Annotated in this window: 18 protein-coding genes; 14 read left to right on the top strand and 4 right to left on the bottom strand. The window is 63.4% G+C overall.

The window, feature by feature from the left end:
- Positions 1–2: 2 nt before the first annotated feature.
- The 9 genes from murD to lpxC all read left to right on the top strand — a co-directional run bounded on the left by murD (position 3) and on the right by lpxC (position 10,435).
- Positions 3–1,349 carry a UDP-N-acetylmuramoyl-L-alanine--D-glutamate ligase gene (gene murD, locus IFT57_RS03995; protein WP_192150609.1) on the top strand — a complete coding sequence of 449 codons (1,347 nt, stop codon included), beginning with the start codon at positions 3–5 and terminating at the stop codon, positions 1,347–1,349.
- Positions 1,346–2,560, top strand: coding sequence for a putative lipid II flippase FtsW (ftsW, locus tag IFT57_RS03990; RefSeq protein ID WP_122479466.1), 1,215 nt, complete (start codon positions 1,346–1,348; stop codon positions 2,558–2,560). The genes murD and ftsW overlap by 4 nt, the downstream gene beginning before the upstream one ends.
- Positions 2,550–3,626 carry an undecaprenyldiphospho-muramoylpentapeptide beta-N-acetylglucosaminyltransferase gene (murG, locus tag IFT57_RS03985; protein WP_122713416.1) on the top strand — a complete coding sequence of 359 codons (1,077 nt, stop codon included), beginning with the start codon at positions 2,550–2,552 and terminating at the stop codon, positions 3,624–3,626. Before ftsW ends, murG begins: the two co-directional genes overlap by 11 nt.
- Complete coding sequence (gene murC / locus IFT57_RS03980) at positions 3,619–5,064, top strand: UDP-N-acetylmuramate--L-alanine ligase (RefSeq protein WP_122713415.1); 1,446 nt, start codon at positions 3,619–3,621, stop codon at positions 5,062–5,064. The genes murG and murC overlap by 8 nt, the downstream gene beginning before the upstream one ends.
- Positions 5,061–6,020 (top strand): D-alanine--D-alanine ligase, encoded by a 960-nt coding sequence (locus IFT57_RS03975; protein ID WP_192150607.1) that lies wholly within the window; start codon positions 5,061–5,063, stop codon positions 6,018–6,020. Before murC ends, IFT57_RS03975 begins: the two co-directional genes overlap by 4 nt.
- Before the next feature lie 4 nt (positions 6,021–6,024).
- Positions 6,025–6,894, top strand: coding sequence for a cell division protein FtsQ/DivIB (locus IFT57_RS03970; protein WP_122479462.1), 870 nt, complete (start codon positions 6,025–6,027; stop codon positions 6,892–6,894).
- 14 nt (positions 6,895–6,908) lie between these two features.
- Positions 6,909–8,165, top strand: a complete 1,257-nt coding sequence (gene ftsA, locus IFT57_RS03965) for a cell division protein FtsA (protein ID WP_122479461.1) — start codon at positions 6,909–6,911, stop codon at positions 8,163–8,165.
- Positions 8,166–8,217: 52 nt separating this feature from the next.
- A complete protein-coding gene (gene ftsZ / locus IFT57_RS03960; protein WP_049860625.1) occupies positions 8,218–9,411 on the top strand; it encodes a cell division protein FtsZ in 1,194 nt (397 codons plus the stop codon).
- Between the two features lie 112 nt (positions 9,412–9,523).
- Positions 9,524–10,435 (top strand): UDP-3-O-acyl-N-acetylglucosamine deacetylase, encoded by a 912-nt coding sequence (lpxC, locus tag IFT57_RS03955; RefSeq protein WP_043186858.1) that lies wholly within the window; start codon positions 9,524–9,526, stop codon positions 10,433–10,435.
- A 96-nt stretch (positions 10,436–10,531) separates the two neighbouring features.
- Here lpxC and IFT57_RS03950 read toward each other — a convergent pair whose 3' ends face one another.
- On the bottom strand, positions 10,532–10,987 hold the full coding sequence (locus IFT57_RS03950) for a DUF721 domain-containing protein (RefSeq protein WP_122713413.1): 456 nt from the start codon (positions 10,985–10,987) through the stop codon (positions 10,532–10,534).
- A gap of 308 nt (positions 10,988–11,295) precedes the next feature.
- On the opposite strand from IFT57_RS03950, the gene secA reads away from it, so the two are divergent.
- From secA to IFT57_RS03935, 3 genes are all read left to right on the top strand, one after another.
- Positions 11,296–14,037: a preprotein translocase subunit SecA gene (secA, locus tag IFT57_RS03945; RefSeq protein ID WP_122713412.1), complete on the top strand. Its 2,742-nt coding sequence runs from the start codon at positions 11,296–11,298 to the stop codon at positions 14,035–14,037.
- Positions 14,038–14,263: 226 nt separating this feature from the next.
- Entirely contained in the window at positions 14,264–15,481 is a 1,218-nt protein-coding gene (gene argJ, locus IFT57_RS03940) for a bifunctional glutamate N-acetyltransferase/amino-acid acetyltransferase ArgJ (protein ID WP_192150605.1), read from the top strand.
- A 67-nt stretch (positions 15,482–15,548) separates the two neighbouring features.
- Positions 15,549–16,493, top strand: coding sequence for a Nudix family hydrolase (locus tag IFT57_RS03935; protein ID WP_192150603.1), 945 nt, complete (start codon positions 15,549–15,551; stop codon positions 16,491–16,493).
- A 97-nt stretch (positions 16,494–16,590) separates the two neighbouring features.
- On the opposite strand, the gene IFT57_RS03930 is transcribed toward IFT57_RS03935, so the two are convergent.
- The 3 genes from IFT57_RS03930 to IFT57_RS03920 form a co-directional block, all read right to left on the bottom strand.
- Positions 16,591–17,151 carry a cob(I)yrinic acid a,c-diamide adenosyltransferase gene (locus IFT57_RS03930; protein WP_122713409.1) on the bottom strand — a complete coding sequence of 187 codons (561 nt, stop codon included), beginning with the start codon at positions 17,149–17,151 and terminating at the stop codon, positions 16,591–16,593.
- 2 nt (positions 17,152–17,153) lie between these two features.
- Positions 17,154–19,169, bottom strand: a complete 2,016-nt coding sequence (locus tag IFT57_RS03925; RefSeq protein ID WP_192150601.1) for an ATP-binding protein — start codon at positions 19,167–19,169, stop codon at positions 17,154–17,156.
- Positions 19,170–19,863: 694 nt separating this feature from the next.
- Positions 19,864–20,841: a putative 2-dehydropantoate 2-reductase gene (locus IFT57_RS03920; protein ID WP_192150595.1), complete on the bottom strand. Its 978-nt coding sequence runs from the start codon at positions 20,839–20,841 to the stop codon at positions 19,864–19,866.
- 157 nt (positions 20,842–20,998) lie between these two features.
- On the opposite strand from IFT57_RS03920, the gene IFT57_RS03915 reads away from it, so the two are divergent.
- Together IFT57_RS03915 and IFT57_RS03910 are read left to right on the top strand one after the other, a co-directional pair.
- Positions 20,999–21,478, top strand: a complete 480-nt coding sequence (locus IFT57_RS03915; protein WP_192150593.1) for a YajQ family cyclic di-GMP-binding protein — start codon at positions 20,999–21,001, stop codon at positions 21,476–21,478.
- A gap of 188 nt (positions 21,479–21,666) precedes the next feature.
- Entirely contained in the window at positions 21,667–22,509 is an 843-nt protein-coding gene (locus IFT57_RS03910) for a mechanosensitive ion channel family protein (protein ID WP_122713406.1), read from the top strand.
- Positions 22,510–22,557: the final 48 nt, after the last annotated feature.

The following is a 22,557-nucleotide window of genomic DNA, read 5'->3' as shown; positions in this document are numbered from 1 at the left end:
GAGTGTCTCTGATCGCTTCTTCCCACTTCCGCATCGTTGTCGGCCTCGGCAAGAGCGGCATGTCGCTGGTGCGCTTCCTGGCGCGCCAGGGCGTGGCGTTTGCCGTGGCCGATACGCGAGAAGCGCCGCCGGAACTGGCGACGCTGCAGCGTGACTATCCCCAGGTGGAAGTGCGTTGCGGGGAGCTGGACGTGGAGTTTCTGTGCCGCGCCGACGAGCTCTACGTGAGCCCCGGCCTGGCGCTGGCGACACCCGCTCTGCAACAGGCCGCAGCGCGGGGCGTGCACCTGTCCGGCGACATTGACCTGTTCGCCCGTCATGCCAAGGCGCCGATCGTGGCGATCACCGGCTCCAATGCCAAGAGCACCGTGACCACCCTGGTTGGCGAGATGGCGGTTGCGGCTGGCAAGCGCGTGGCCGTGGGCGGCAACCTCGGCGAGCCGGCGCTCGATCTGCTCGCTGACGATGTCGAGCTGTACGTGCTGGAGTTGTCGAGCTTTCAGCTGGAAACCACCCATCAGCTCAATGCCGAAGTGGCCACAGTGCTCAACGTCAGTGAAGACCACATGGATCGCTACAGCGGCCTGCCGTCCTATCACCTGGCCAAGCACCGGATTTTTCGGGGGGCGCGCAAGTTCGTCTTCAATCGCCAGGACGCCCTGAGCCGGCCGCTGATCGGCGAAGGCATGCCGTGCTGGACCTTCGGCTTGAACAAGCCGGATTTCAAGGCCTTCGGTCTGCGCGAGGAAGACGGGCAGAAGTGCCTGGCCTACGAGTTCGAGAACCTGATGCCGGTCAGCGCGCTCAAGGTGCGCGGCGCACACAACCAGGCCAATGCCCTGGCCGCGCTCGCCCTGGGGCACGCGGTGGGTCTGCCGTTCGACGCCATGCTGGCCAGCCTGCGTGAATTCACCGGGCTGACGCACCGTTGCCAGTGGCTGCGCGAGCGCGATGGCGTGGCCTGGTACGACGATTCCAAGGCCACCAACGTCGGCGCCGCCATCGCCGCCATCGAAGGCCTGGGCGCCGATATCGACGGCCAGTTGGTGCTGATCGCCGGGGGCGATGGCAAGGGCGCCGATTTCACCGCGCTGGGCAAGCCGATCCAGCGTCATTGCCGGGCGCTGGTGCTGCTGGGCCGCGATGCCGCGCGCATCGCCGCCGTGACCGGGCCGGGCGTTCAACAAGTCACCGTCGCCTCGATCGAGGAAGCGGTTCAGCGGTGTGCCGAACTGGCGCAGCCCGGCGATGCCGTGCTGCTTTCACCGGCCTGCGCGAGTCTGGACATGTTCAAGAATTACGAAGAGCGCGGGCGTCGGTTCGCCCAGGCAGTGGAGGGCTTGTCATGATCTTTGGTGTCATCAAGCCATTTCCCTCGCCGCTGATCAGTGGTCGCGGTATCGACATCGACTTTGCCATGCTCGCGGGCTGCCTGGCATTGCTCGGCCTGGGCCTGGTGATGATCACCTCGGCCTCCTCGGAAGTGGCCGCGGTCAATTCGGGCAACTCGTTGTCAATGATGATCCGGCACCTGGTCTACCTGGTGATCGGCATCGGTACCTGCATCGTCACCATGATGGTGCCCATCGCCACCTGGCAGCGCCTGGGCGGTACGCTGCTGATCGCCGCCTTCGGCCTGCTGGTCATGGTGCTGTTGCCCGGCATTGGCCGCGAAGTGAACGGTTCGATGCGCTGGATCGGCTTCGGCATGTTCAACGTGCAGCCTTCGGAAATCGCCAAGGTGTTCGTGGTGATCTTCCTGGCCGGCTATCTGGTGCGTCGCCAACAGGAAGTCCGTGACAGCTGGATGGGCTTCTTCAAGCCCTTCTTCGTACTGTTGCCGATGGCCGGTCTGCTGTTGATGGAGCCCGACTTCGGCGCCACGGTGGTGATGATGGGCGCGGCGGCGGCGATGCTGTTCCTCGGCGGCGTGGGCCTGTTCCGCTTCGCCCTGATGGTGGCCCTGGCGGTCGGTGCGGTGTTCGTGCTGGTCCAGGCCCAGCCGTACCGCATGGCGCGCCTGATCACCTTCACCGACCCGTGGAGCGACCAGTTCGGCTCGGGCTATCAATTGACCCAGGCACTGATCGCCTTTGGCCGTGGCCAGTGGTTCGGTGTCGGCCTTGGCAACAGCGTGCAGAAGCAGTTCTACCTGCCCGAGGCGCACACCGACTTCGTGTTCTCGGTGCTGGCCGAGGAGCTGGGGGTGATCGGTTCACTGTGCACCGTGGCCCTGTTCGTGTTCGTCTGTATCCGCGGCATGTACATCGGTTACTGGGCCGAGCGGGCCAAACAGTATTTCGCCGCGTACGTGGCCTATGGGCTGTCGTTCCTGTGGATCGGCCAGTTCCTGATCAACATCGGCGTGAACGTCGGCCTGCTGCCGACCAAGGGTCTGACCTTGCCGTTTCTCAGCTACGGCGGCAGCTCGCTGGTGATCTGCTGTGCCTGTCTGGGGCTGCTGCTGCGCATCGAATGGGAAAGCCGTTCGCACCTGGGCAGCGAAGAGGTCGAGTTCAGCGAGAGCGATTTCGCCGAGGAGACGCCCCATGGCCGGTAAAGGCAACGTGCTGATCATGGCGGGCGGCACCGGGGGCCATGTGTTCCCGGCGCTGGCCTGCGCACGTGAATTCCAGGCGCGCGGTTTCAGCGTGCACTGGCTGGGTACGCCGCGCGGGATCGAGAACGAGCTGGTGCCGGCCAACGGCCTGCCATTGCACCTGATCGATGTCAGCGGCGTGCGCGGCAAGAGCCGGCTGGCCCTGCTCAAGGCGCCGTTTGCCATTTGCAAGGCGGTGTTCCAGGCGCGCCGCATCATTGCCCGGCTGCAGCCGGTGTGCGTGGTCGGCTTCGGTGGTTACCTGACCGGCCCCGGTGGCGTCGCGGCGCGGCTGGCCGGCGTGCCGGTGATCGTGCACGAGCAGAACGCCGTGGCCGGTACCGCCAATCGCCTGCTGGTGCCTTTCGCCAGCCGGGTCTGCGAAGCTTTCCCCGACACCTTCGCCGCCTCGGCCAAGCGTCGGACCACCGGCAACCCGGTGCGTACCGAACTGTTCATGGAAACGCCGCGCCAGGCCCTCATCGGTCGCCAGCCACGGCTGCTGGTACTGGGTGGCAGCCTGGGCGCCGAGCCGCTGAACAAGCTGCTGCCCGAAGCCCTGGCTCAGGTGCCTGCGCAGTACCGGCCAGAGGTGTTCCACCAGGCCGGCAAGCAACACGATGAAATCACCGCCGAGCGTTACCGCACTGCCGGTGTCGAGGCGCAGGTCGCCCCGTTCATCAAGGACATGGCCCAGGCGTATGGCTGGGCCGACCTGGTGGTCTGCCGCGCGGGTGCGTTGACCATCAGCGAGTTGGCGGCCGCCGGCCTGCCGTCGTTGCTGGTGCCGTTGCCCCACGCGATCGACGACCACCAGACTCGCAATGCCGATTATCTGGCTCGCGAAGGCGCTGCCTTCCTGATGCCACAAGCGACAACCGGCGCGGCACAGCTTGCCGAGCGCCTGAAAGAGGTTTTGATGCAACCCGAAAAACTCCTGAGCATGGCGAGCACTGCTCGCCGCCTGGCCAAACCCGATGCCACGCGCAATGTGGTCGACGTCTGCTTGGAGGTGGCCCATGGTTGAGAACCAGAGAGCCATTCCGCAACCGGAAATGCGCCGCATCCGTCGTATCCACTTCGTCGGTATCGGTGGCGTGGGCATGTGCGGCATCGCCGAGGTGCTGTTGAACCTGGGCTACGATGTGTCCGGTTCCGACCTCAAGGCTTCGCCCGTGACCGAGCGACTGACGTCGTTCGGCGCGCAGATTTTCATTGGCCACCGTGCCGAGAACGCCGCCAGTGCCGACGTGCTGGTGGTGTCGAGCGCCGTCAACACCAGCAACCCGGAAGTCGCCACTGCGCTGGAGCGGCGGATTCCAGTGGTGCCACGTGCCGAGATGCTGGCCGAGCTGATGCGTTATCGGCACGGCATCGCCGTGGCCGGGACCCATGGCAAGACCACTACCACCAGCCTGATCGCCTCGGTGTTCGCGGCCGGTGGCCTGGACCCGACATTCGTCATCGGCGGTCGGCTCAATGCGGCCGGTACCAACGCGCAGTTGGGCACCAGCCGCTACCTGATCGCCGAGGCCGACGAGTCCGATGCCAGCTTCCTGCACCTGCAGCCGCTGGTGGCCGTGGTCACCAACATCGACGCCGATCACATGGCGACCTACGGTAACGACTTCAACGTTCTGAAGAAAACCTTCGTCGAGTTCCTGCACAACCTGCCGTTCTACGGACTGGCCGTGGTGTGCCTGGATGACCCGGTAGTGCGCGAGATTCTCCCGCAGATCGCGCGGCCGACCTTGACCTATGGCATCAGCGAAGAAGCCGACGTGCGTGCCATCAATGTGCGTCAGCAAGGCATGCTGACCCACTTCACGGTGCTGCGCCGCGACCGCGAGCCGCTCAACGTGTCGGTCAACATGCCGGGCAACCACAACGTGCTCAACGCCTTGGCGACGATCGCCATTGCCACCGACGAAGGCATCAGCGACAGCGCCATCGTCCAGGGCCTGTCCGGCTTCCAGGGCGTCGGTCGACGTTTCCAGGTGTATGGCGAATTGCCGGTCGAAGGCGGCAGCGTGATGCTGGTCGACGACTACGGTCATCACCCCCGCGAAGTGGCGGCAGTGATCAGCGCCGTGCGCGGTGGCTGGCCCGATAAACGTCTGGTGATGGTATATCAGCCGCATCGTTTCAGCCGCACGCGTGACCTGTACGACGATTTCGTACAGGTGCTTGCCGACGCCAATGTGCTGCTGCTGATGGAAGTCTACCCGGCAGGCGAAGAGCCCATCCCGGGCGCCGACAGCCGTCAGCTTTGCCACAGCATCCGCCAGCGTGGCCAGTTGGACCCTATCTACATCGAACGCGGCGTCGAGCTGGCGCCACTGGTCAAGCCGCTGCTGCGCGCAGGCGACATTCTGCTGTGCCAGGGTGCCGGTGACATCGGTGGTCTCGCCCCGCAGTTGCTCAAAAGCCCGCTGTTCGCGCAGGCCTCGGAGAAATCGCAATGAACATTCTGGATCCCAACACCCTGCGCTCGCAGATCATGCCCAGTGACTTCGGTCGCGTGGCCGTGCTCTACGGCGGCAAGAGCGCCGAGCGCGAGGTGTCGCTGAAATCGGGCGCCGCGTGCCTGCAGGCCTTGCAGAGCGCCGGGGTGGACGCGTTCGGCATCGACGTGGGCGACGATCTGCTGGCCCGCCTGCAAGCGGAGAAGATCGACCGGGCGTTCATCATTCTTCATGGCCGCGGCGGCGAAGACGGCAGCATGCAAGGGTTGCTCGAGTGCCTGGACATCCCCTATACCGGCAGCGGCATCCTTGCCAGCGCGTTGGCGATGGACAAATTGCGCACCAAGCAGGTGTGGCAGAGCCTCGGCTTGCCGACCCCGTCGCACGCCGTGCTGGCCAGCGAGCAGGATTGTATTTTTGCCGCTGGGGAACTGGGCTTCCCTTTGATCGTCAAACCCGCCCATGAAGGTTCAAGCATCGGGATGGCGAAGGTGAACAGCGTCGACGAACTGGTCGTCGCCTGGAAAGCCGCCAGCACCTACGATTCGCAAGTGCTGGTCGAACAATGGATCCAAGGTCCCGAGTTCACCGTCGCGACGCTGCGTGGCCAGATGCTGCCTGCGATTGCGCTGGGCACGCCCCACACGTTCTACGACTACGACGCCAAGTACGTCGCCAACGATACCCAGTACCGCATCCCCTGCGGCCTTGGTCCCGCCAAGGAACAGGAACTCACCGAACTCTGCGCCCGCGCCTGCGATGCCATCGGCATCCAGGGTTGGGGGCGTGTGGATGTGATGCAGGACCAGCAGGGCCGTTTCTGGCTGCTGGAAGTCAACACCGCTCCAGGCATGACCGATCACAGCCTGGTGCCCATGGCGGCGAACGCGGCTGGCCTGGATTTCCAGCAGTTGGTGCTGGCGATTCTGGCCGCCAGTTGCAAGGCGCGAGGTTAAGACCATGCACGGCCCAATGATTCGCCATCAGTCACCCGCCATCGGCCGCAACAAGCCGGTGCCGCGTGGCGCCAGCCGCATGGTGGCCAAGGAGCCACTGTCGGTGCGCCTGCCCAAGGCCAATTTCAGCATCTTCAGAAAGCTGATGTGGCCGGTGCTGTTGGTGGGTCTGGGCTTCGGCACCTACGAAGGTGCCCAGTACCTGATGCCCTACGCCGATCGCCCGATCACCAAGGTGTCGGTACAGGGCGACCTGGCCTACATCAACCAGCAGTCGGTGCAGGAGCGCATCCAGCCTTATGTGGGCATGACGTTCTTCAGCATCGACCTGACCCGCATGCGCACCGAGCTGGAAACCATGCCCTGGATCGCCCATGCCGAAGTGCGTCGGGTGTGGCCTGACCAGGTGGTGATCCGCCTGGAAGAGCAACTGCCGGTCGCGCGCTGGGGCAACGAATCGCTGCTCAACAACCAGGGCCAGGCGTTCGCGCCTCGCGAACTGGGCAACTACGAACACTTGCCGCAGTTGTTCGGCCCGGTACGGGCCCAACAGCAGGTGATGCAGCAATACCAGGTGCTGAGTCAGATGTTGCGTCCACTGGGCTATTCGGTTGCCCGGCTGGAACTGACCGAACGCGGCAGCTGGTTTCTCACCACAGGCGCAGGAAGCGCCGGCCCGGGCATCGAGTTGTTGCTGGGACGTGACCACTTGCTGGAAAAAATGCGCCGCTTTATCGCCATTTACGACAAGACACTCAAAGACCAGATCACGAATATCGCGCGTATCGACCTGCGCTATGCCAACGGCCTGGCCGTGGGCTGGCGTGAACCGAGCGCCCCGACTGCGGACAAGCCCGCCGTCGCGAAGAATTGACAAGAGGCAGGACCATGGCAAACGTTCAAAGCGGCAAAATGATCGTCGGGCTGGACATCGGCACCTCCAAGGTGGTGGCGCTGGTGGGCGAGGTGGCAGCCGACGGTACGCTGGACATCGTCGGGATCGGTACCCACCCCTCGCGCGGCCTGAAGAAGGGCGTGGTGGTGAACATCGAGTCGACCGTGGCGTCGATCCAGCGCGCGGTCGAGGAAGCCCAGCTGATGGCCGGTTGCCGCATTCACTCGGCGTTCGTCGGCGTTGCCGGTAACCACATCCGCAGCCTGAACTCCCATGGTATCGTGGCCATTCGCGACCGCGAGGTCAGCACGGCTGACCTGGAGCGGGTTCTGGACGCGGCCCAGGCCGTGGCGATTCCGGCCGACCAGCGCGTGTTGCACACCCTGCCGCAGGACTACGTGATCGACAACCAGGAGGGCGTTCGCGAACCCCTGGGCATGTCCGGCGTGCGCCTTGAAGCCAAGGTCCATGTAGTGACCTGTGCCGTCAACGCTGCGCAGAACATCGAGAAGTGCGTACGCCGCTGTGGCCTGGAAATCGACGACATCATTCTCGAGCAGCTGGCCTCGGCCTATTCGGTGCTGACCGATGACGAGAAGGAGCTGGGCGTCTGCCTGGTCGACATCGGCGGCGGCACCACCGATATCGCCATCTTCACCGAAGGCGCCATTCGCCACACAGCGGTCATTCCCATCGCGGGCGATCAGGTCACCAACGACATCGCCATGGCCCTGCGCACACCGACGCAGTACGCCGAAGAAATCAAGATCCGTTACGCCTGCGCCCTGGCAAAGCTGGCCGGCGCCGGCGAAACCATCAAGGTGCCCAGTGTCGGCGACCGTCCTCCGCGCGAGCTGTCGCGCCAGGCGCTGGCCGAAGTCGTCGAGCCACGCTACGACGAGCTGTTCACTCTGATTCAGGCCGAACTGCGTCGCAGCGGCTACGAAGACCTCATCCCGGCCGGCATCGTGCTGACCGGTGGTACGGCAAAAATGGAAGGCGCGGTCGAGTTGGCCGAAGAAATCTTCCACATGCCGGTGCGCCTGGGCGTACCGCATAGCGTGCGGGGGCTGAGCGACGTCATCAGCAACCCGATCTATTCCACCGGCGTGGGCCTGCTGATGTATGGCCTGCAGAAACAGTCCGATGGCTTGAACCTGTCAGGTATCAGCAACAGCGGCAATTACAGCGATGACACCAAGGCTCCGGTGCTGGAACGGCTGAAGCGTTGGGTGCAAGGCAATTTCTGATTCAAAACGGCAGTAGCGGTAGGCGCACACAAATAGAGAAAGGAGAGGGCACATGTTCGAACTCGTAGACAACATCCCGCAAAGCCCGGTAATCAAGGTTATCGGTGTCGGCGGTGGCGGCGGCAACGCCGTCAACCACATGGTCAAGAGCAACATCGAAGGCGTTGAGTTCATCTGCGCCAACACCGATGCTCAGGCACTCAAGAACATCGGCGCGCGCACCATCCTGCAACTGGGCACGGGCGTGACCAAGGGCCTGGGCGCAGGCGCGAACCCTGAAGTCGGCCGTCAGGCCGCGATGGAAGACCGCGAGCGTATCGCCGAAGTGCTGCAAGGCACCAACATGGTCTTCATCACCACCGGCATGGGCGGTGGTACCGGTACCGGTGCTGCCCCGATCATCGCCGAAGTGGCCAAGGAAATGGGCATCCTGACTGTTGCGGTCGTGACCCGTCCGTTCCCGTTCGAAGGCCGCAAGCGCATGCAGATCGCCGACGAGGGCATTCGCATGCTGTCCGAAAGCGTCGACTCGTTGATCACCATTCCCAACGAGAAGCTGCTGACCATCCTGGGCAAGGACGCCAGCCTGCTGTCGGCGTTCGCCAAGGCCGACGACGTGCTGGCCGGTGCCGTTCGCGGTATCTCCGACATCATCAAGCGTCCGGGCATGATCAACGTCGACTTCGCCGACGTACGTACCGTGATGAGCGAAATGGGCATGGCGATGATGGGTACTGGTTGCGCCAGTGGCCCGAACCGCGCGCGCGAGGCCACCGAAGCGGCCATTCGCAACCCGCTGCTCGAAGACGTCAACCTGCAGGGCGCTCGCGGCATCCTGGTCAACATCACTGCAGGTCCCGATCTGTCGCTGGGTGAATACTCCGACGTGGGTAGCATCATCGAAGCGTTCGCCTCCGACCACGCGATGGTCAAGGTCGGCACCGTCATCGACCCAGACATGCGCGACGAACTGCACGTGACCGTCGTGGCCACCGGCCTGGGCGCGAAAATCGAAAAGCCTGTGAAGGTCATCGACAACACCATGCAGACCGCAGCGCAGACGCCTCCACCGTCGCAGCAGCCGGCTCGCCAGGACGCACCGTCGGTGAACTACCGCGACCTGGATCGTCCGACCGTGATGCGCAACCAGGCTCACGCCGGTGCTGCCGCCGCGGCCAAGCTGAACCCACAGGATGACCTGGATTATCTGGACATCCCGGCCTTCCTGCGTCGTCAGGCCGATTGATGCAATTTATCAGGGGTATTAGGGTGATTGGTGTTCAGCAAAGGTTCGGTCTGCTATCATCGCCAGCCTTTGTTGATACCAGTTCGCAATTTGCGCTGAAGCGGCCAATGCCATGATTAAACAACGCACCCTGAAGAATATTATCCGTGCCACAGGCGTCGGTCTGCACTCCGGTGAGAAGGTCTACCTGACTTTGAAGCCTGCGCCCGTGGATACCGGCATCGTGTTCTGTCGTGTCGACCTTGACCCGGTCGTGCAGATTCCTGCGCGCGCCCACAATGTCGGCGCCACCACGATGTCCACCACTTTGGTCAATGGCGATGTCAAGGTCGATACCGTAGAGCATCTACTGTCGGCCATGGCGGGCCTGGGAATCGATAACGCCTACGTCGAGCTCTCCGCGTCCGAAGTGCCGATCATGGATGGCAGCGCCGGACCCTTCGTATTCCTGATTCAATCGGCTGGCCTGGAAGAACAGGACGCGCCGAAGAAATTCATCCGCATCCTGCGTGAAGTGACAGTGACGGAGGGCGACAAGCGCGCCACCTTCCTGCCTTTCGAAGGTTTCAAGGTGAGCTTCGAGATAGATTTCGATCATCCTGTCTTCAAGGATCGCACCCAGAGTGCCAGTGTCGACTTCTCCAGCACGTCTTTCGTGAAGGAAGTCAGTCGCGCCCGCACGTTTGGTTTCATGAGCGACCTTGAGTACCTGCGCAAGCACAATCGTGCACTGGGCGGCAGCGTCGAGAACGCTATCGTGGTGGACGAGGCAGGCGTCATGAACGAGGACGGTCTTCGCTACGAAGACGAGTTCGTCAAGCACAAGATCCTCGATGCAATCGGCGATCTCTATCAGCTGGGCAACAGCCTGATTGGCGAATTCCGTGGCTACAAGTCTGGCCATGCACTGAACAACCAGCTTCTGCGTCGTCTGCTCGAGCAGGATGATGCCTGGGAAGTGGTCACGTTCGAAGATGCCAGCACGGTACCGATCTCCTACATGCGGCCAGCTGCGTTGGGTTGATACAACCTCTCTTTTCTGGTTACACATTTATAGGCCACCCCTTGGGTGGCTTTTTTTTGCGTGGCGTTCAGGGAGGGCAGGGCATTGCCGGCGGGTTCAGCGCACGCGCTTGGCGTGGGCTGCGAGACGCTCCAGCGCTGCGCGCAGATTCGGATCGCTGATGCCGTCGGCGGTCGCCTGAATGTTCTCGCCCGCGCTGATGGACAGATCGATGCTGCGCTCGCCGGCCTTGCTTTGCACCGTGGGCGGCTGCACCTTGAACGCGATGCGCGTCAGGCTGGCGAATTCCTCCAGAGCCTGCAGGTCGCGCTGCAGGCGCTTTTGCTGGTAGCGCAGGCGCGTGGCCCAGTGGCCGTCGGTGACGATCAGCAACAGGCTGCCCTCGCGCCACGAGGCAACGTAGCAATGCTCGCGCGCTGCAGGCTGCAGCTGGCTCTCGAGCAGGCGCTGCAGGTGCGACAGGCGCTGGGCATGGCTGAACAAGGCCTTGAGCGGCTTGGCTTCGCGCAGCAGCACCGCTGGTGCCCGGGCGGGCAGGGGGCGAAAGACCATGGGGATACACCTGAGGTTACAGAGTCGGCATCTTAACAGAATCCCTTGCCGTCACCGTTTTACGTGGGTACACCGGCGGGTCTGTGCACGTTCGAATGGATGACATCTGCACCTTGCGGGTTGAAGTTGGCGAAAAAGCCCTTATTGTAAAACCGCCCCGTCACAACGCTGTGCCAGCATCGTGGACATCGCGCCACTTTCCTCTCCATCGTTTCCGGGTAGAATGCTCGTTCGCATGCGGCCATGAGGGCTGCACGGGCGACTCACGGGGCCGCCCTCCATCCCTATGTGTGGAAGATCCTGCCAATATGTTTGCGCCTTTGTTAAAGAAACTTTTTGGAAGCAAGAACGAGCGTGAAGTACGACGCATGCTCAAGACGGTACAAGCCGTCAATGCCTTCGAAGAGCAGATGGTGGCCCTTTCGGACGAGCAGCTGCGCGCCAAGACCGCAGAGTTCAAGGCCCGCCTGGCAAAAGGCGAGACCCTCGACCAGTTGCTGCCAGAAGCGTTCGCCGTCTGCCGCGAAGCCGGCAAGCGCGTCATGGGCATGCGGCACTTCGATGTCCAGCTGATCGGCGGCCTTACCCTGCACGAAGGCATGATCGCCGAAATGCGTACAGGTGAAGGCAAGACCCTGGTGGCGACCCTGGGCGTCTACCTCAATGCGCTGTCCGGCAAGGGCGTGCATGTGGTCACGGTCAACGACTACCTGGCCCGTCGCGACGCCAACTGGATGCGTCCTCTGTACGAGTACCTGGGCCTGACCGTAGGCGTGGTCACGCCGTTCGCGCCGCCGGACGAGAAGCGTCTGGCCTATGCCGCCGACATCACCTACGGCACCAACAACGAATTCGGTTTCGACTATTTGCGCGACAACATGGCGTTCAGCATGGAAGAGAAATTCCAGCGCGAGCTGAATTTCGCCGTGATCGACGAAGTCGACTCCATCCTCATCGACGAAGCCCGCACGCCGCTGATCATTTCCGGCCAGGCCGAGGACAGCTCCAAGCTGTACACCGAAATCAACCGTCTGATCCCGCAGCTCGAGCAGCACATCGAGGAAGTCGAGGGTCAGGTCACCAAGGAAGGCCACTACAGCATCGACGAGAAGACCCGCCAGGTCGAACTCAACGAAGCCGGTCACCAGTACATCGAGGAAATGCTCACCCGCGCCGGTCTGCTGGCCGAGGGCGAGAGCCTTTATTCGGCGCACAACCTGGGCCTGCTGACCCACGTCTATGCCGGCCTGCGCGCGCACAAGCTGTTCAACCGCAACGTCGAGTACATCGTCCAGGACGGCCAGATCCTGCTGGTCGACGAACACACCGGTCGTACCATGCCGGGCCGTCGCCTGTCCGAGGGCCTGCACCAGGCCATCGAGGCCAAGGAAAACCTGAACATCCAGGCCGAAAGCCAGACGCTCGCCTCGACCACGTTCCAGAACTACTTCCGCCTGTACAACAAGCTGTCGGGCATGACCGGTACGGCCGACACCGAAGCGTTCGAATTCGCCCAGATCTACCAGCTCAACGTGATGGTGATCCCGCCGAACAAGCCGCTGGCGCGTAAAGACTTCAACGACCTGGTGTACCTGACCGCGGACGAGAAGTACGCTGCCATCGTCACCGACATCAAGGAAAGCATGGCCCAGGGCCGGCCGGTGCTGGTGGGTACGGCAACCATCGAAACCTCCGAGCACATGTCGCGCCTGCTCAACCAGGAAGGCATCGAGCACAAGGTACTCAACGCCAAGTTCCACGAGAAGGAAGCCGAGATCATCGCGCAGGCCGGTCGTCCAGGTGCGCTGACCATCGCCACCAACATGGCCGGCCGTGGTACCGACATTCTCCTGGGCGGCAACTGGGAAGTCGAAGTGGCTTCCCTAGAGGACCCATCGCCGGAGCAGATCGCGCAGATCAAGGCCGACTGGCAGAAGCGTCACCAGCAGGTGCTCGAATCCGGTGGTCTGCATGTGATCGCCTCCGAGCGTCACGAATCACGCCGCATCGACAACCAGCTGCGTGGCCGCGCCGGTCGCCAGGGTGACGCCGGCTCCAGCCGTTTCTACCTGTCGCTGGAAGACAGCCTGATGCGTATCTTCGCCTCCGACCGGGTGAAGAACTTCATGAAGGCGCTGGGCATGCAGTCCGGTGAAGCCATCGAACATCGCATGGTGACCAACGCCATCGAAAAGGCCCAGCGCAAGGTCGAAGGTCGCAACTTCGATATCCGCAAGCAACTGCTCGAGTTCGACGACGTCGCCAACGAGCAGCGCAAGGTCATCTACCACATGCGCAACAGTCTGCTGGCGTCCGACAACGTCGGTGACACCATTGCCGATTTCCGCCAGGAGGTGCTGGGCCAGCTATTCGCCCAGCACATTCCGCCACAGTCGCTGCCCGAGCAGTGGGACGTGGCCGGGCTGGAAGCGGCGCTGCAGACCGATTTCGGTGTGAGCCTGCCGATCCAGCAGTGGCTCGACGCCGACGACAAGCTGTACGAAGAAACCCTGCGCGAGAAAGTCATGGCCGAGCTGTTGGCGGCCTACACCGAGAAGGAAGACCAGGCCAGCGCCGATGCCCTGCGTACCTTCGAGAAGCAGATTCTGCTGCGTGTGCTCGACGACCTGTGGAAAGATCACTTGTCGACCATGGATCACCTGCGTCACGGTATTCACCTGCGCGGCTACGCCCAGAAGAACCCGAAGCAGGAATACAAGCGCGAGTCGTTCAGCCTGTTCCAGGAGCTGCTGGATTCGATCAAGCGCGACACCATCCGTGTGCTTTCCCACGTTCAGGTGCGCCGCGAAGATCCGGTCGAGGAAGAAGCGCGTCTGCGTCGCGATGCCGAGGAATTGGCTGCGCGCATGCAGTTCGAACACGCTCCGGCTCCAGGCCTGGATCAACCCGAAGCGTTGGTAGAGGGTGCCGAAGTCGTTGCCGCTACAGTGTCGGAGCCGGTGCGCAATGACCAGAAGCTGGGTCGCAACGAACTGTGCTGGTGTGGTTCAGGCAAGAAATTCAAGCATTGCCACGGCAAGATCGACTGATCGCCACACACTGCTTCAAGCAATAGCACGCCGCGACTGACGCCGGCTCCCCGTAGGAGCGGTCAGTGGCCGCGAAACGTACGACACGGTGTGGCAGGTATACCGCGTCGTCTCTTTCGCGGCCGCTGACCGCTCCTACCGCGGATTTCGGTGATCCTATCGCGGCGTTCGTCCATTCAATGGCGGCGTCGACGATACGCCGCACAGTCTTCAAAGGAGTGCTCACATGGCTGTTGGTCTTGGTCCATTGCCCACGCTGCATCCGGTTCCCGGTTTCGAGCTGGGCATTTCCAGCGCCGGCATCAAACGCCCCGGCCGCAAAGACGTGGTGGTGATGCGCTGCGCCGAGGGTTCCAGCGTCGCTGGCGTGTTCACCCTGAATGCGTTCTGTGCGGCACCGGTCATCGTCTCCAGGCAGCGCGTGGGCGGCAACGTGCGTTACCTGCTGACCAACACCGGCAATGCCAACGCCGGTACCGGTGAACCCGGCCTGGCCGCGGCCGAGCGCACGACGGCGCGGCTTGCCGAATTGGCCGGGGTAGACGCCAGCGCCGTGCTGCCGTTTTCCACCGGAGTGATCGGCGAGCCATTGCCCGTGGAAAAGATCGAGGGCGCCTTGCAGGCCGCGCTCGATGACCTGTCGGTCGACAACTGGGCAGCGGCTGCCACTGGCATCATGACCACCGATACCTTGCCCAAAGGCGCCAGCCGCCAGTTCCAGCACGAGGGCGTGACCGTCACCGTGACCGGAATCAGCAAGGGCGCGGGCATGATCCGGCCAAACATGGCGACCATGCTCGGCTACCTTGCCACCGACGCCAAGGTCGCGCCCCACGTACTGCAGGATCTACTGCGCGACGGCGCCAACAAGTCGTTCAACCGCATCACCATCGACGGCGACACTTCGACCAACGACTGCTGCATGCTGGTGGCTACCGGGCAGGCAGCATTGCCAGAGATCAGCGAGGCCAGCGGCCCGTTGTTCGCGGCGCTGAAGCAGGCGGTCTTCGAGGTGTGCATGGAAGTGGCCCAGGCCATCGTGCGCGACGGTGAAGGGGCGACCAAGTTCGTCACCGTCCAGGTCAACGGCGGCGGCAACCACCAGGAGTGCCTGGATGTGGCCTACACCGTGGCTCACTCGCCGCTGATCAAGACCGCATTGTTCGCCTCCGATCCGAACTGGGGCCGCATCCTGGCGGCCGTCGGCCGCGCAGGCGTGGCGGAACTGGATGTCAGCAAGATTGATGTGTTTCTGGGCGAGGTGTGCATTGCCAGCCGTGGCGCACGTGCGACCACCTACACCGAAGAGCAGGGCTCGGCGGTGATGGCACAGGCAGAGATCGGCATTCGTATCGAGCTGGGCCGCGGCGATTGCAGCGAGACCATCTGGACCACCGACCTGTCCCACGAATATGTGAAGATCAACGCCGAATACCGTACCTGAAGGCCAGGCCCGGGTGTGCTCGATGGTGCACCTGGGCGTTGGCAGCTCAGTGCGGCCTGGAGAATGCGTGAAACGAGTGCATGTAGCCGCTGCGGTGATCCGTGGCGCAGATAACCGTATCCTGATTGCCCGGCGTGCCGATGCCCAGCACCAGGGCGGCTTGTGGGAGTTTCCCGGCGGCAAGGTCGAGGCAGGCGAGACAGTGCAGACAGCGCTGGCGCGGGAGTTGCGTGAAGAACTGGGGATCGAGGTCGGCCAGGCGCGGCCATTGATCAAGGTGCATCACGACTATGCCGACAAGCAGGTGCTGCTGGATGTGTGGGAGGTGACCGAGTTCACTGGCCAGCCGCATGGCGTCGAAGGTCAGCCCGTGGCCTGGGTCAAGGCACGCGAGCTGCCGGGCTATGAGTTCCCGGCGGCCAACCGTCCCATCGTCGCGGCAGCGAGTCTGCCGGGTGAATATCTCATCACTCCGGATGGGCTGGATAACCCGACCTTGTTGCGCGGGATGCAGAAGGCGATTGCCGGTGGCATCAAGCTGCTGCAGCTGCGCGCACCCAATGGCTACGATCCGCAGTACCGCGACCTGGCGGTGGATGCCGTGGGGTTGTGCGCAGGCAAGGCCCAGTTGATGCTCAAGGGGCCGCTGGAATGGCTGGGCGATTTCCCTTCGGCCGGGTGGCACCTGACGTCTGCGCAGCTGCGCAAGTACGCCAGCAAGGGCCGGCCGTTTCCGCTAGAGCGTTGGCTGGCGGCCTCCTGTCACGACGCCGAGGAGCTGGCGCTGGCGCAGCAGATGGGTGTGGATTTCGTCACGCTGTCGCCGGTGCAACCGACCCTTACTCATCCCGATGCCCAGCCGTTGGGATGGGATCGGGCGCATGGTTTGATCGAGGGTTTCAACCAGCCGGTGTTCCTGTTGGGCGGGCTCGGTCCGCAGGATCAGTCGAAGGCTTGGGAGATCGGCGCGCAGGGCGTCGCAGGCATCCGCGCGTTCTGGCCAAGCCTGTAGCCACCCTGGCCCCTGTAGCAGCGGCGCAAGCCGCGTCAGCGGTCCCTCAAGATCCATTGCCTGACGCGGTACTGGCAACCTGCGGCCTGCGCCATTCTCACGGCTTGGCAGGCTGCCAAAGGATCTCGGCAATAGCCTGACGTCGAGCGATGATCCGCGCCGCCACGAACAGCAGATCCGAAAGCCGATTGATGTACGCCAGGCTCACCACCGACAACGGCTCCACGGCATTGAGCTGCTGACAGCGACGTTCGGCACTACGCGCCAGGCTACGGCACACATGGGCCTGGGCGATCAGCATCGAACCGCCTGGCAGGATGAAATTCTCCAGCGCGCCGACTTCGTCGTTCCAGGTATCGATGGCCGTTTCCAGGCGCTCCACTTCGCCAGCATCGAGTGCCTGGTACGCGGGCATGGCCAACTCGCCACCCAGATCGAACAGCCGATGCTGGCAGGGCGCAAGCACCTCACTCACCTCGTTCAGGCGAGCATCCTCCGTCAGTCCCGCCAGCAGCACGCCCAACTGACTGTTCAAGGTGTCCACTTCACCGATGGCCTCCACGCGCGGGTGGTCCTTGGGTACCCGACGTCCATCGCCAAGCCCGGTTTCGCCCTGGTCGCCGGTGCGCGTGTAAATCTTCGTCAGGCGAAAGCCCATGCTCATATCTCCGTGGTGGTGAGGGGCAGCGGGTTGCCGGCCAACGGCAGGCGCAGGGTGAAGCAGGTGCCCTGGCCAGGGCTGGATTGCACTTCCATCTGGCCCTTGTGATTGTTGGTGATGATGAAGTAGGACACCGACAGGCCCAAGCCGGTGCCCTGGCCGATTTCCTTGGTGGTGAAGAAGGGCTCGAACGTACGCTTGCGCACGCTTTCGGGCATGCCTACGCCGTTGTCCTCGACCTGGATTTCCGCCCACGGCGGGCTCAGCCGTGTGCGCAGGATGATGCGTCCCGGCTCGTGCTCGTCGTTGCGCTGATGAATGGCCTGCGCCGCGTTTTTCAGCAGGTTGAGCAGCACTTGCTCCAGCTCGTTGGCGGTGCCCGGTACCGGCCCCAGCGCGGGGTCGAACTGGCGCACGATGTTTTGCCCCTTGAAGTCGAAACCGATCGCCAGATCAAAGTCGTTGCCGGCGATCTCCACCGCCTGGTCGATCAGGGCGGGCAGGTCGCACGGTGCCATTTCCCGGGTGCTGCGGCGGCTGAAGCTGAGCATGTGGGTGACGATCTTCGCGGCCCGTGCACCGGCCTGTTGAATGCCGTCGAGCAGCTGCGGGATTTCCCGCCCTTGCAAGTAGGCGTTCACCGCTGCCAGATCGACACCGGCGTCGCTGGCCTGTTCGAGGTTCTTCGACAGGTCTGCCGACAGGCGGCGCCTGACGTTCTGCACGTTGTGCAGAATCGCGCCCAAGGGGTTGTTGATTTCGTGGGCCATGCCGGCGGCCAGTCCCCCCACCGAGAGCATCTTTTCCGACTGCACCATCATCTCTTCCAGGGACAGGCGCTGGGTGATGTCGTCGATGCGGATCACCACGCCGCGACCGGCACCGCCCATCAGCGGATAGAAGGTCAGCGCGTAATGATGTGGGGTGTCGTCCTTGATCCAGGTGACCCGTTCGATCTTGGCCACCGTGTGCTGTTCGACCGTGGTCTTGAGCTGCGGCAGGAACGGTTTGAGCGGGGCGAATGCGAGGAAGATCGGTTGATTGAGCGCCTCGTCCAGCGGCGTTCCGGAAAGTGCGCTGGCTTCCTGGTTCCATTGGGTGACGTACAGCTGCTCGTCCAGGGCAATGAGTGCCGAAGGCATGGAGTCGATGATGCTGTTGAGGTAATTCTGAAAACCGGTGAGCTTCTTTTCGATCTTGCTGCGCACCTGGACTTCGAGTTCGAGCTTGCGGTTGGTGTGGCGAGTTTCTTCGGCCAGCCCCTGGGCCTGGTCATAGGCGGCCTGGGACTCGTCGCGGGCACGCTTGAGTTGCTGTTCGCGAGCCTCGATGCGCGAGAGCATGGTGTTGAAGGCCTCCGCCAGGCTGCCGATCTCGTCGTGATTGCCGCGCCCGGCACGCAGGGCGTAGTTTTCTTCGCGGGTGACCTGACGCGACAGCTCTTCCAAGCGGTAGATGGGCTGGGTGATCAGGCGTTTGATCTGCCGCGCGATGATCATCCACAACAGCACGCTGAACACCAGAATGCCGAGGCTGGCAGTCAGGGTGCCGGTGTAAAACGCCACGGGCAATTCGCTGCTGGCCACCAGCAGCAGATGGCCGGCATCGGGGAGAGGCACCAACTGGGTGCTGCGGAATTCAGTGGAGCGCCAGGCTTCGATGCTGGCGAAGCGGGCTGGCATCTTCAGCCGGTCGCCGTGCTGCAGCTGGGCCAGACGCTCGCCCTGGGCGTCGTAGATGGCGGCGGCGCGCAGCGGCGAATAGCTGTTGAGCTCTTCGAGCAGCGCTTCGGCGTCCTGCGGCGAGCGTACTGCCCGCTGCGCAAGGCCAGGGTTGGCCAGCAGTCGGCCGATGGTCTGCAGGGCCTGGGGCGCCATGCTCTCCTGGGAAATCCAGTAGGCGGCACTGATGAACGTGAGATTGGCGACCAGCAGCACCGTGGTCAACAGCACCAGCAGGGCGGCCAGCAGTTTCTGGCCAACCGGCAGGTTTTCAAGTCTCTGGCGCAAGGGCATTGGGGGGATCGCTTCCACGACAGGGCAGAGCGTCAGTGTAGCAAACCTGCCTTGCAAATCCCGCGGTTCGCCGGACACAACGCGGCGCCTGTTTCGCGGCCGATGACCGCTCCCACGGGGTACCGCGGGCCTATGTGGGAGCGGTCCGTGGCCGCGAAGGGCGCGCTGCGGTATGCCTGATTCACCGCAGCGCTTGTTTCGCGGCCGATGACCGCTCCTACGGGGTACCGCGGGCCTATGTGGGAGCGGTCCGTGGCCGCGAAAGGCGCGCTGCGGTATGCCTGATTCACCGCGGCGCCTGTTTCGCGGCCGATGACCGCTCCTACGGGGTACCGCGGGCTTATGTGGGAGCGGTCCGTGGCCGCGAAAGGCGCGCTGCGGTATGCCTGATTCACCGCGGCGCCTGGTTCGCGGCCGATGACCGCTCCTACGGAGATCGTGCGCCCCACCGTAGGAGCGGTCCGTGGCCGCGAAGGGCGCGCTGCGGTATGCCTGATTCACCGCGGCGCCTGGTTCGCGGCCGATGACCGCTCCCACGGGGTACCGCGGGCCTATGTAGGAGCGGTCCGTGGCCGCGAAGGGCGCGCTGCGGTATGCCTGATTCACCGCGGCGCCTGGTTCGCGGCCGATGACCGCTCCCACGGGGTACCGCGGGCTTATGTGGGAGCGGTCCGTGGCCGCGAAGGGTGCGGTCTCAGGGTTTGTTCAAGGCCCGCACCAGTCGCGCCTGCAGCGCTTGCAGATGTGGCACCTCGCAGTGCCGCTCCAGCGCGGCTTGGCAGGCGTAGCCCAGCAGATAGTCGATCTCGGTGCGGCGACCCTGTTCGACGTCCTGGTACATCGAAGAGTAATTGGCAGCGGTCGCCTGGATGACCCTTTGTACCTCCTGGTGCAGGCCCAGTGCCGCGTCCGCCTGCCCACAGGCGCCCAGCAGCCGTGCCAGCTCGGCGCAGAGGGTCGCCACTTCGTCGTGATGATCCGCCAGCCCGCCATTGCGGCAGCCGTACAGCACGGTCAGCGGATTGATTGCGCAATTGAGCGCCAACTTGCGCCACAGGCGCGAATGGACATTGGCTGTCCATTGATGAGCGATGCCGGCACGCTCCAGATCGGCAAGCAAGGCTGTGGGTTCGGCAAGTCCCACTGGGCCGGCATCGCCCAGCCAGGTAAAGCCCTGCCCAGCGAAAACCGCCTGGAAATCAGCGGGCCGATACGCGCCCTCGGTGCTCGAGGCATAGATGCAACGCGCCTGCGGCAGCATTTCGGCCACCGCCTGCTGACTGCCCATGCCATTCTGCAGAAGGATCACTTCGGCGCCGGGTGCCAGCCGCGCGGCGACACTGGCAATGGCCGCTTGCGCATCGTAGGCCTTGCACGCCAGCAACAGGCGGGCGATCGGGCCGTCGGCGGCCACGTCTGTGGCCGGCAGGCAGTGAAGGCTGGCCTGGCCGTCTTCGATCAAGCGCAAGCCGCCGGCTTCGCGGTAGGCCTGCAGGCGTGCGGCATTGCGCAGCAGCAGGTGCACCGGCAAGCCCGCGCGGGCCAGGCGGCACGCCCACAACGTACCCAAGCTACCCGCGCCCAGCACATGCCAGGATCCGGCTGCCGATGGTTCTGCGACGACCCGCGCAGGTTCGTCGGCAGGCGCATTACTAAAGGGGAGGTGGCGCATGTCAGGCTCGTGTGGAAAGTGATGACCCACGCCTGAATTCAAGCGGTGGGGTGGCATTTCACGTTGCCGGCTCCCTTATAATGAGCGGGCATTTCAATCGTCAAGCCAGGCGTGCTCCTTCTTTCAACGAGCCGCCGATCAATTCTGGAGGAAACACATGCCCTCGTTCGACGTAGTGTCCGAGTTGGACAAGCACGAAGTCACCAACGCGGTCGACAACGCCATCAAGGAGCTGGATCGCCGTTACGATCTCAAGGGAAAAGGCAGTTTCGCATTCAAGGAGCTGACGGTCACCCTGACCGCCGAAGCCGAGTACCAGCTGGAAGCCATGATCGAGATTCTCAAGCTGACACTGGTCAAGCGCAAGATCGACGTGCAATGCCTCGAGGTCAAGGATGCCTACGCCTCAGGCAAGGAAATGAAACAGGAAGCGGTCCTGCGCGAAGGGATCGAGAAAGAACTGGCGAAGAAGATCGTCGCTCACGTCAAGGATGCCAAGCTCAAGGTGCAGGCCGCCATCCAGGGTGAGCAGGTGCGCATCACCGGCAAGAAGCGTGATGACTTGCAGGAGGCAATCGCTGCCCTGCGCGCGAAGGAATTCGGCATGCCGCTGCAGTTCAACAACTTTCGCGATTGATGAAGAACGGCGGGCCGGGCTGAACCTTGCCAGACGACCGGCGTCGGAGCATCAGTGCGGCGGGAGCCTCTGGCGCCGGGTTGGCCGAGGCCTTACAGGCCACGGGGCCGGTGCGCCAGCCTCGGTCTTTCCAGGTTGCCGCACGCTTTTCTTGAACGAAGCTTGAACGAAGGTGGTAGGAGAACCCCATGGATTTGAACGCGGAAGTCAATCATCTGGTCCAGGCCTCGCAGGCCTGGATTCCGATGGTCATGCAGTACGGCAGCAAGGTGATCCTCGCTTTGGTGGTGCTGTGCGTGGGTTGGTGGCTGATCAACCGAGTCACTGCCAACCTGCAGAAACTGCTGGCCCTGCGTCACATCGATCTGGCGCTGCAGAACTTCATCGGCACGATAGCCAACATCATTCTCAAGATCCTGCTGATGGTCAGCGTGGCCTCGATGATCGGCATCGAGACGACCTCGTTCGTTGCTGCCATCGGTGGTGCGACCCTGGCCATCGGCCTGGCCCTGCAAGGCAGCCTGGCGAACTTCGCCGGCGGCGTGCTGATTCTGCTGTTCCGGCCCTTTCGCATCGGCGACTGGATCGAAGCACAGGGCGTCAGCGGCACGGTCGACTCCATCCAGATCTTCCATACCGTATTGCGTACCGGCGACAACCGCACGGTGATCCTGCCCAACGGCAACCTGTCCAACGGCATCATCACCAACACCAACCGTCAGCCTACGCGCAAGATCACCTTCGATATCGGCGTGGACTACGACGCCGATCTGCAAAAGGCCCGCGAGATCCTGCTGGACCTGGCCAAGGACCCACGCGTGTTGCAGACCCCGGCACCCGAGGCCGTCGTGGCGGCGTTGGGCGACAGCTCGATCACCGTGTCCCTGCGGGCCTGGGTCAACACCGGCGACTTCGGCGGGGTGACCAATATGCTCAACGGCGAGATCCGCGATCGCTTGCGTGCCGAAGGCATCGACATTCCGTTCCCGCAGCGCGTGATTCGGGTGATGCAGGAAGGCGAAGCCAAGTAGGTTCGCAGCCTGCAACGAAAAAGCCCCGGTCATCATGGCCGGGGCTTT

The sequence above is a fragment of the Pseudomonas sp. CFBP 13719 genome (assembly GCF_014842095.1).
Classification (GTDB): domain Bacteria; phylum Pseudomonadota; class Gammaproteobacteria; order Pseudomonadales; family Pseudomonadaceae; genus Aquipseudomonas.
This window is presented reverse-complemented; position numbering and strand designations above follow the sequence as displayed.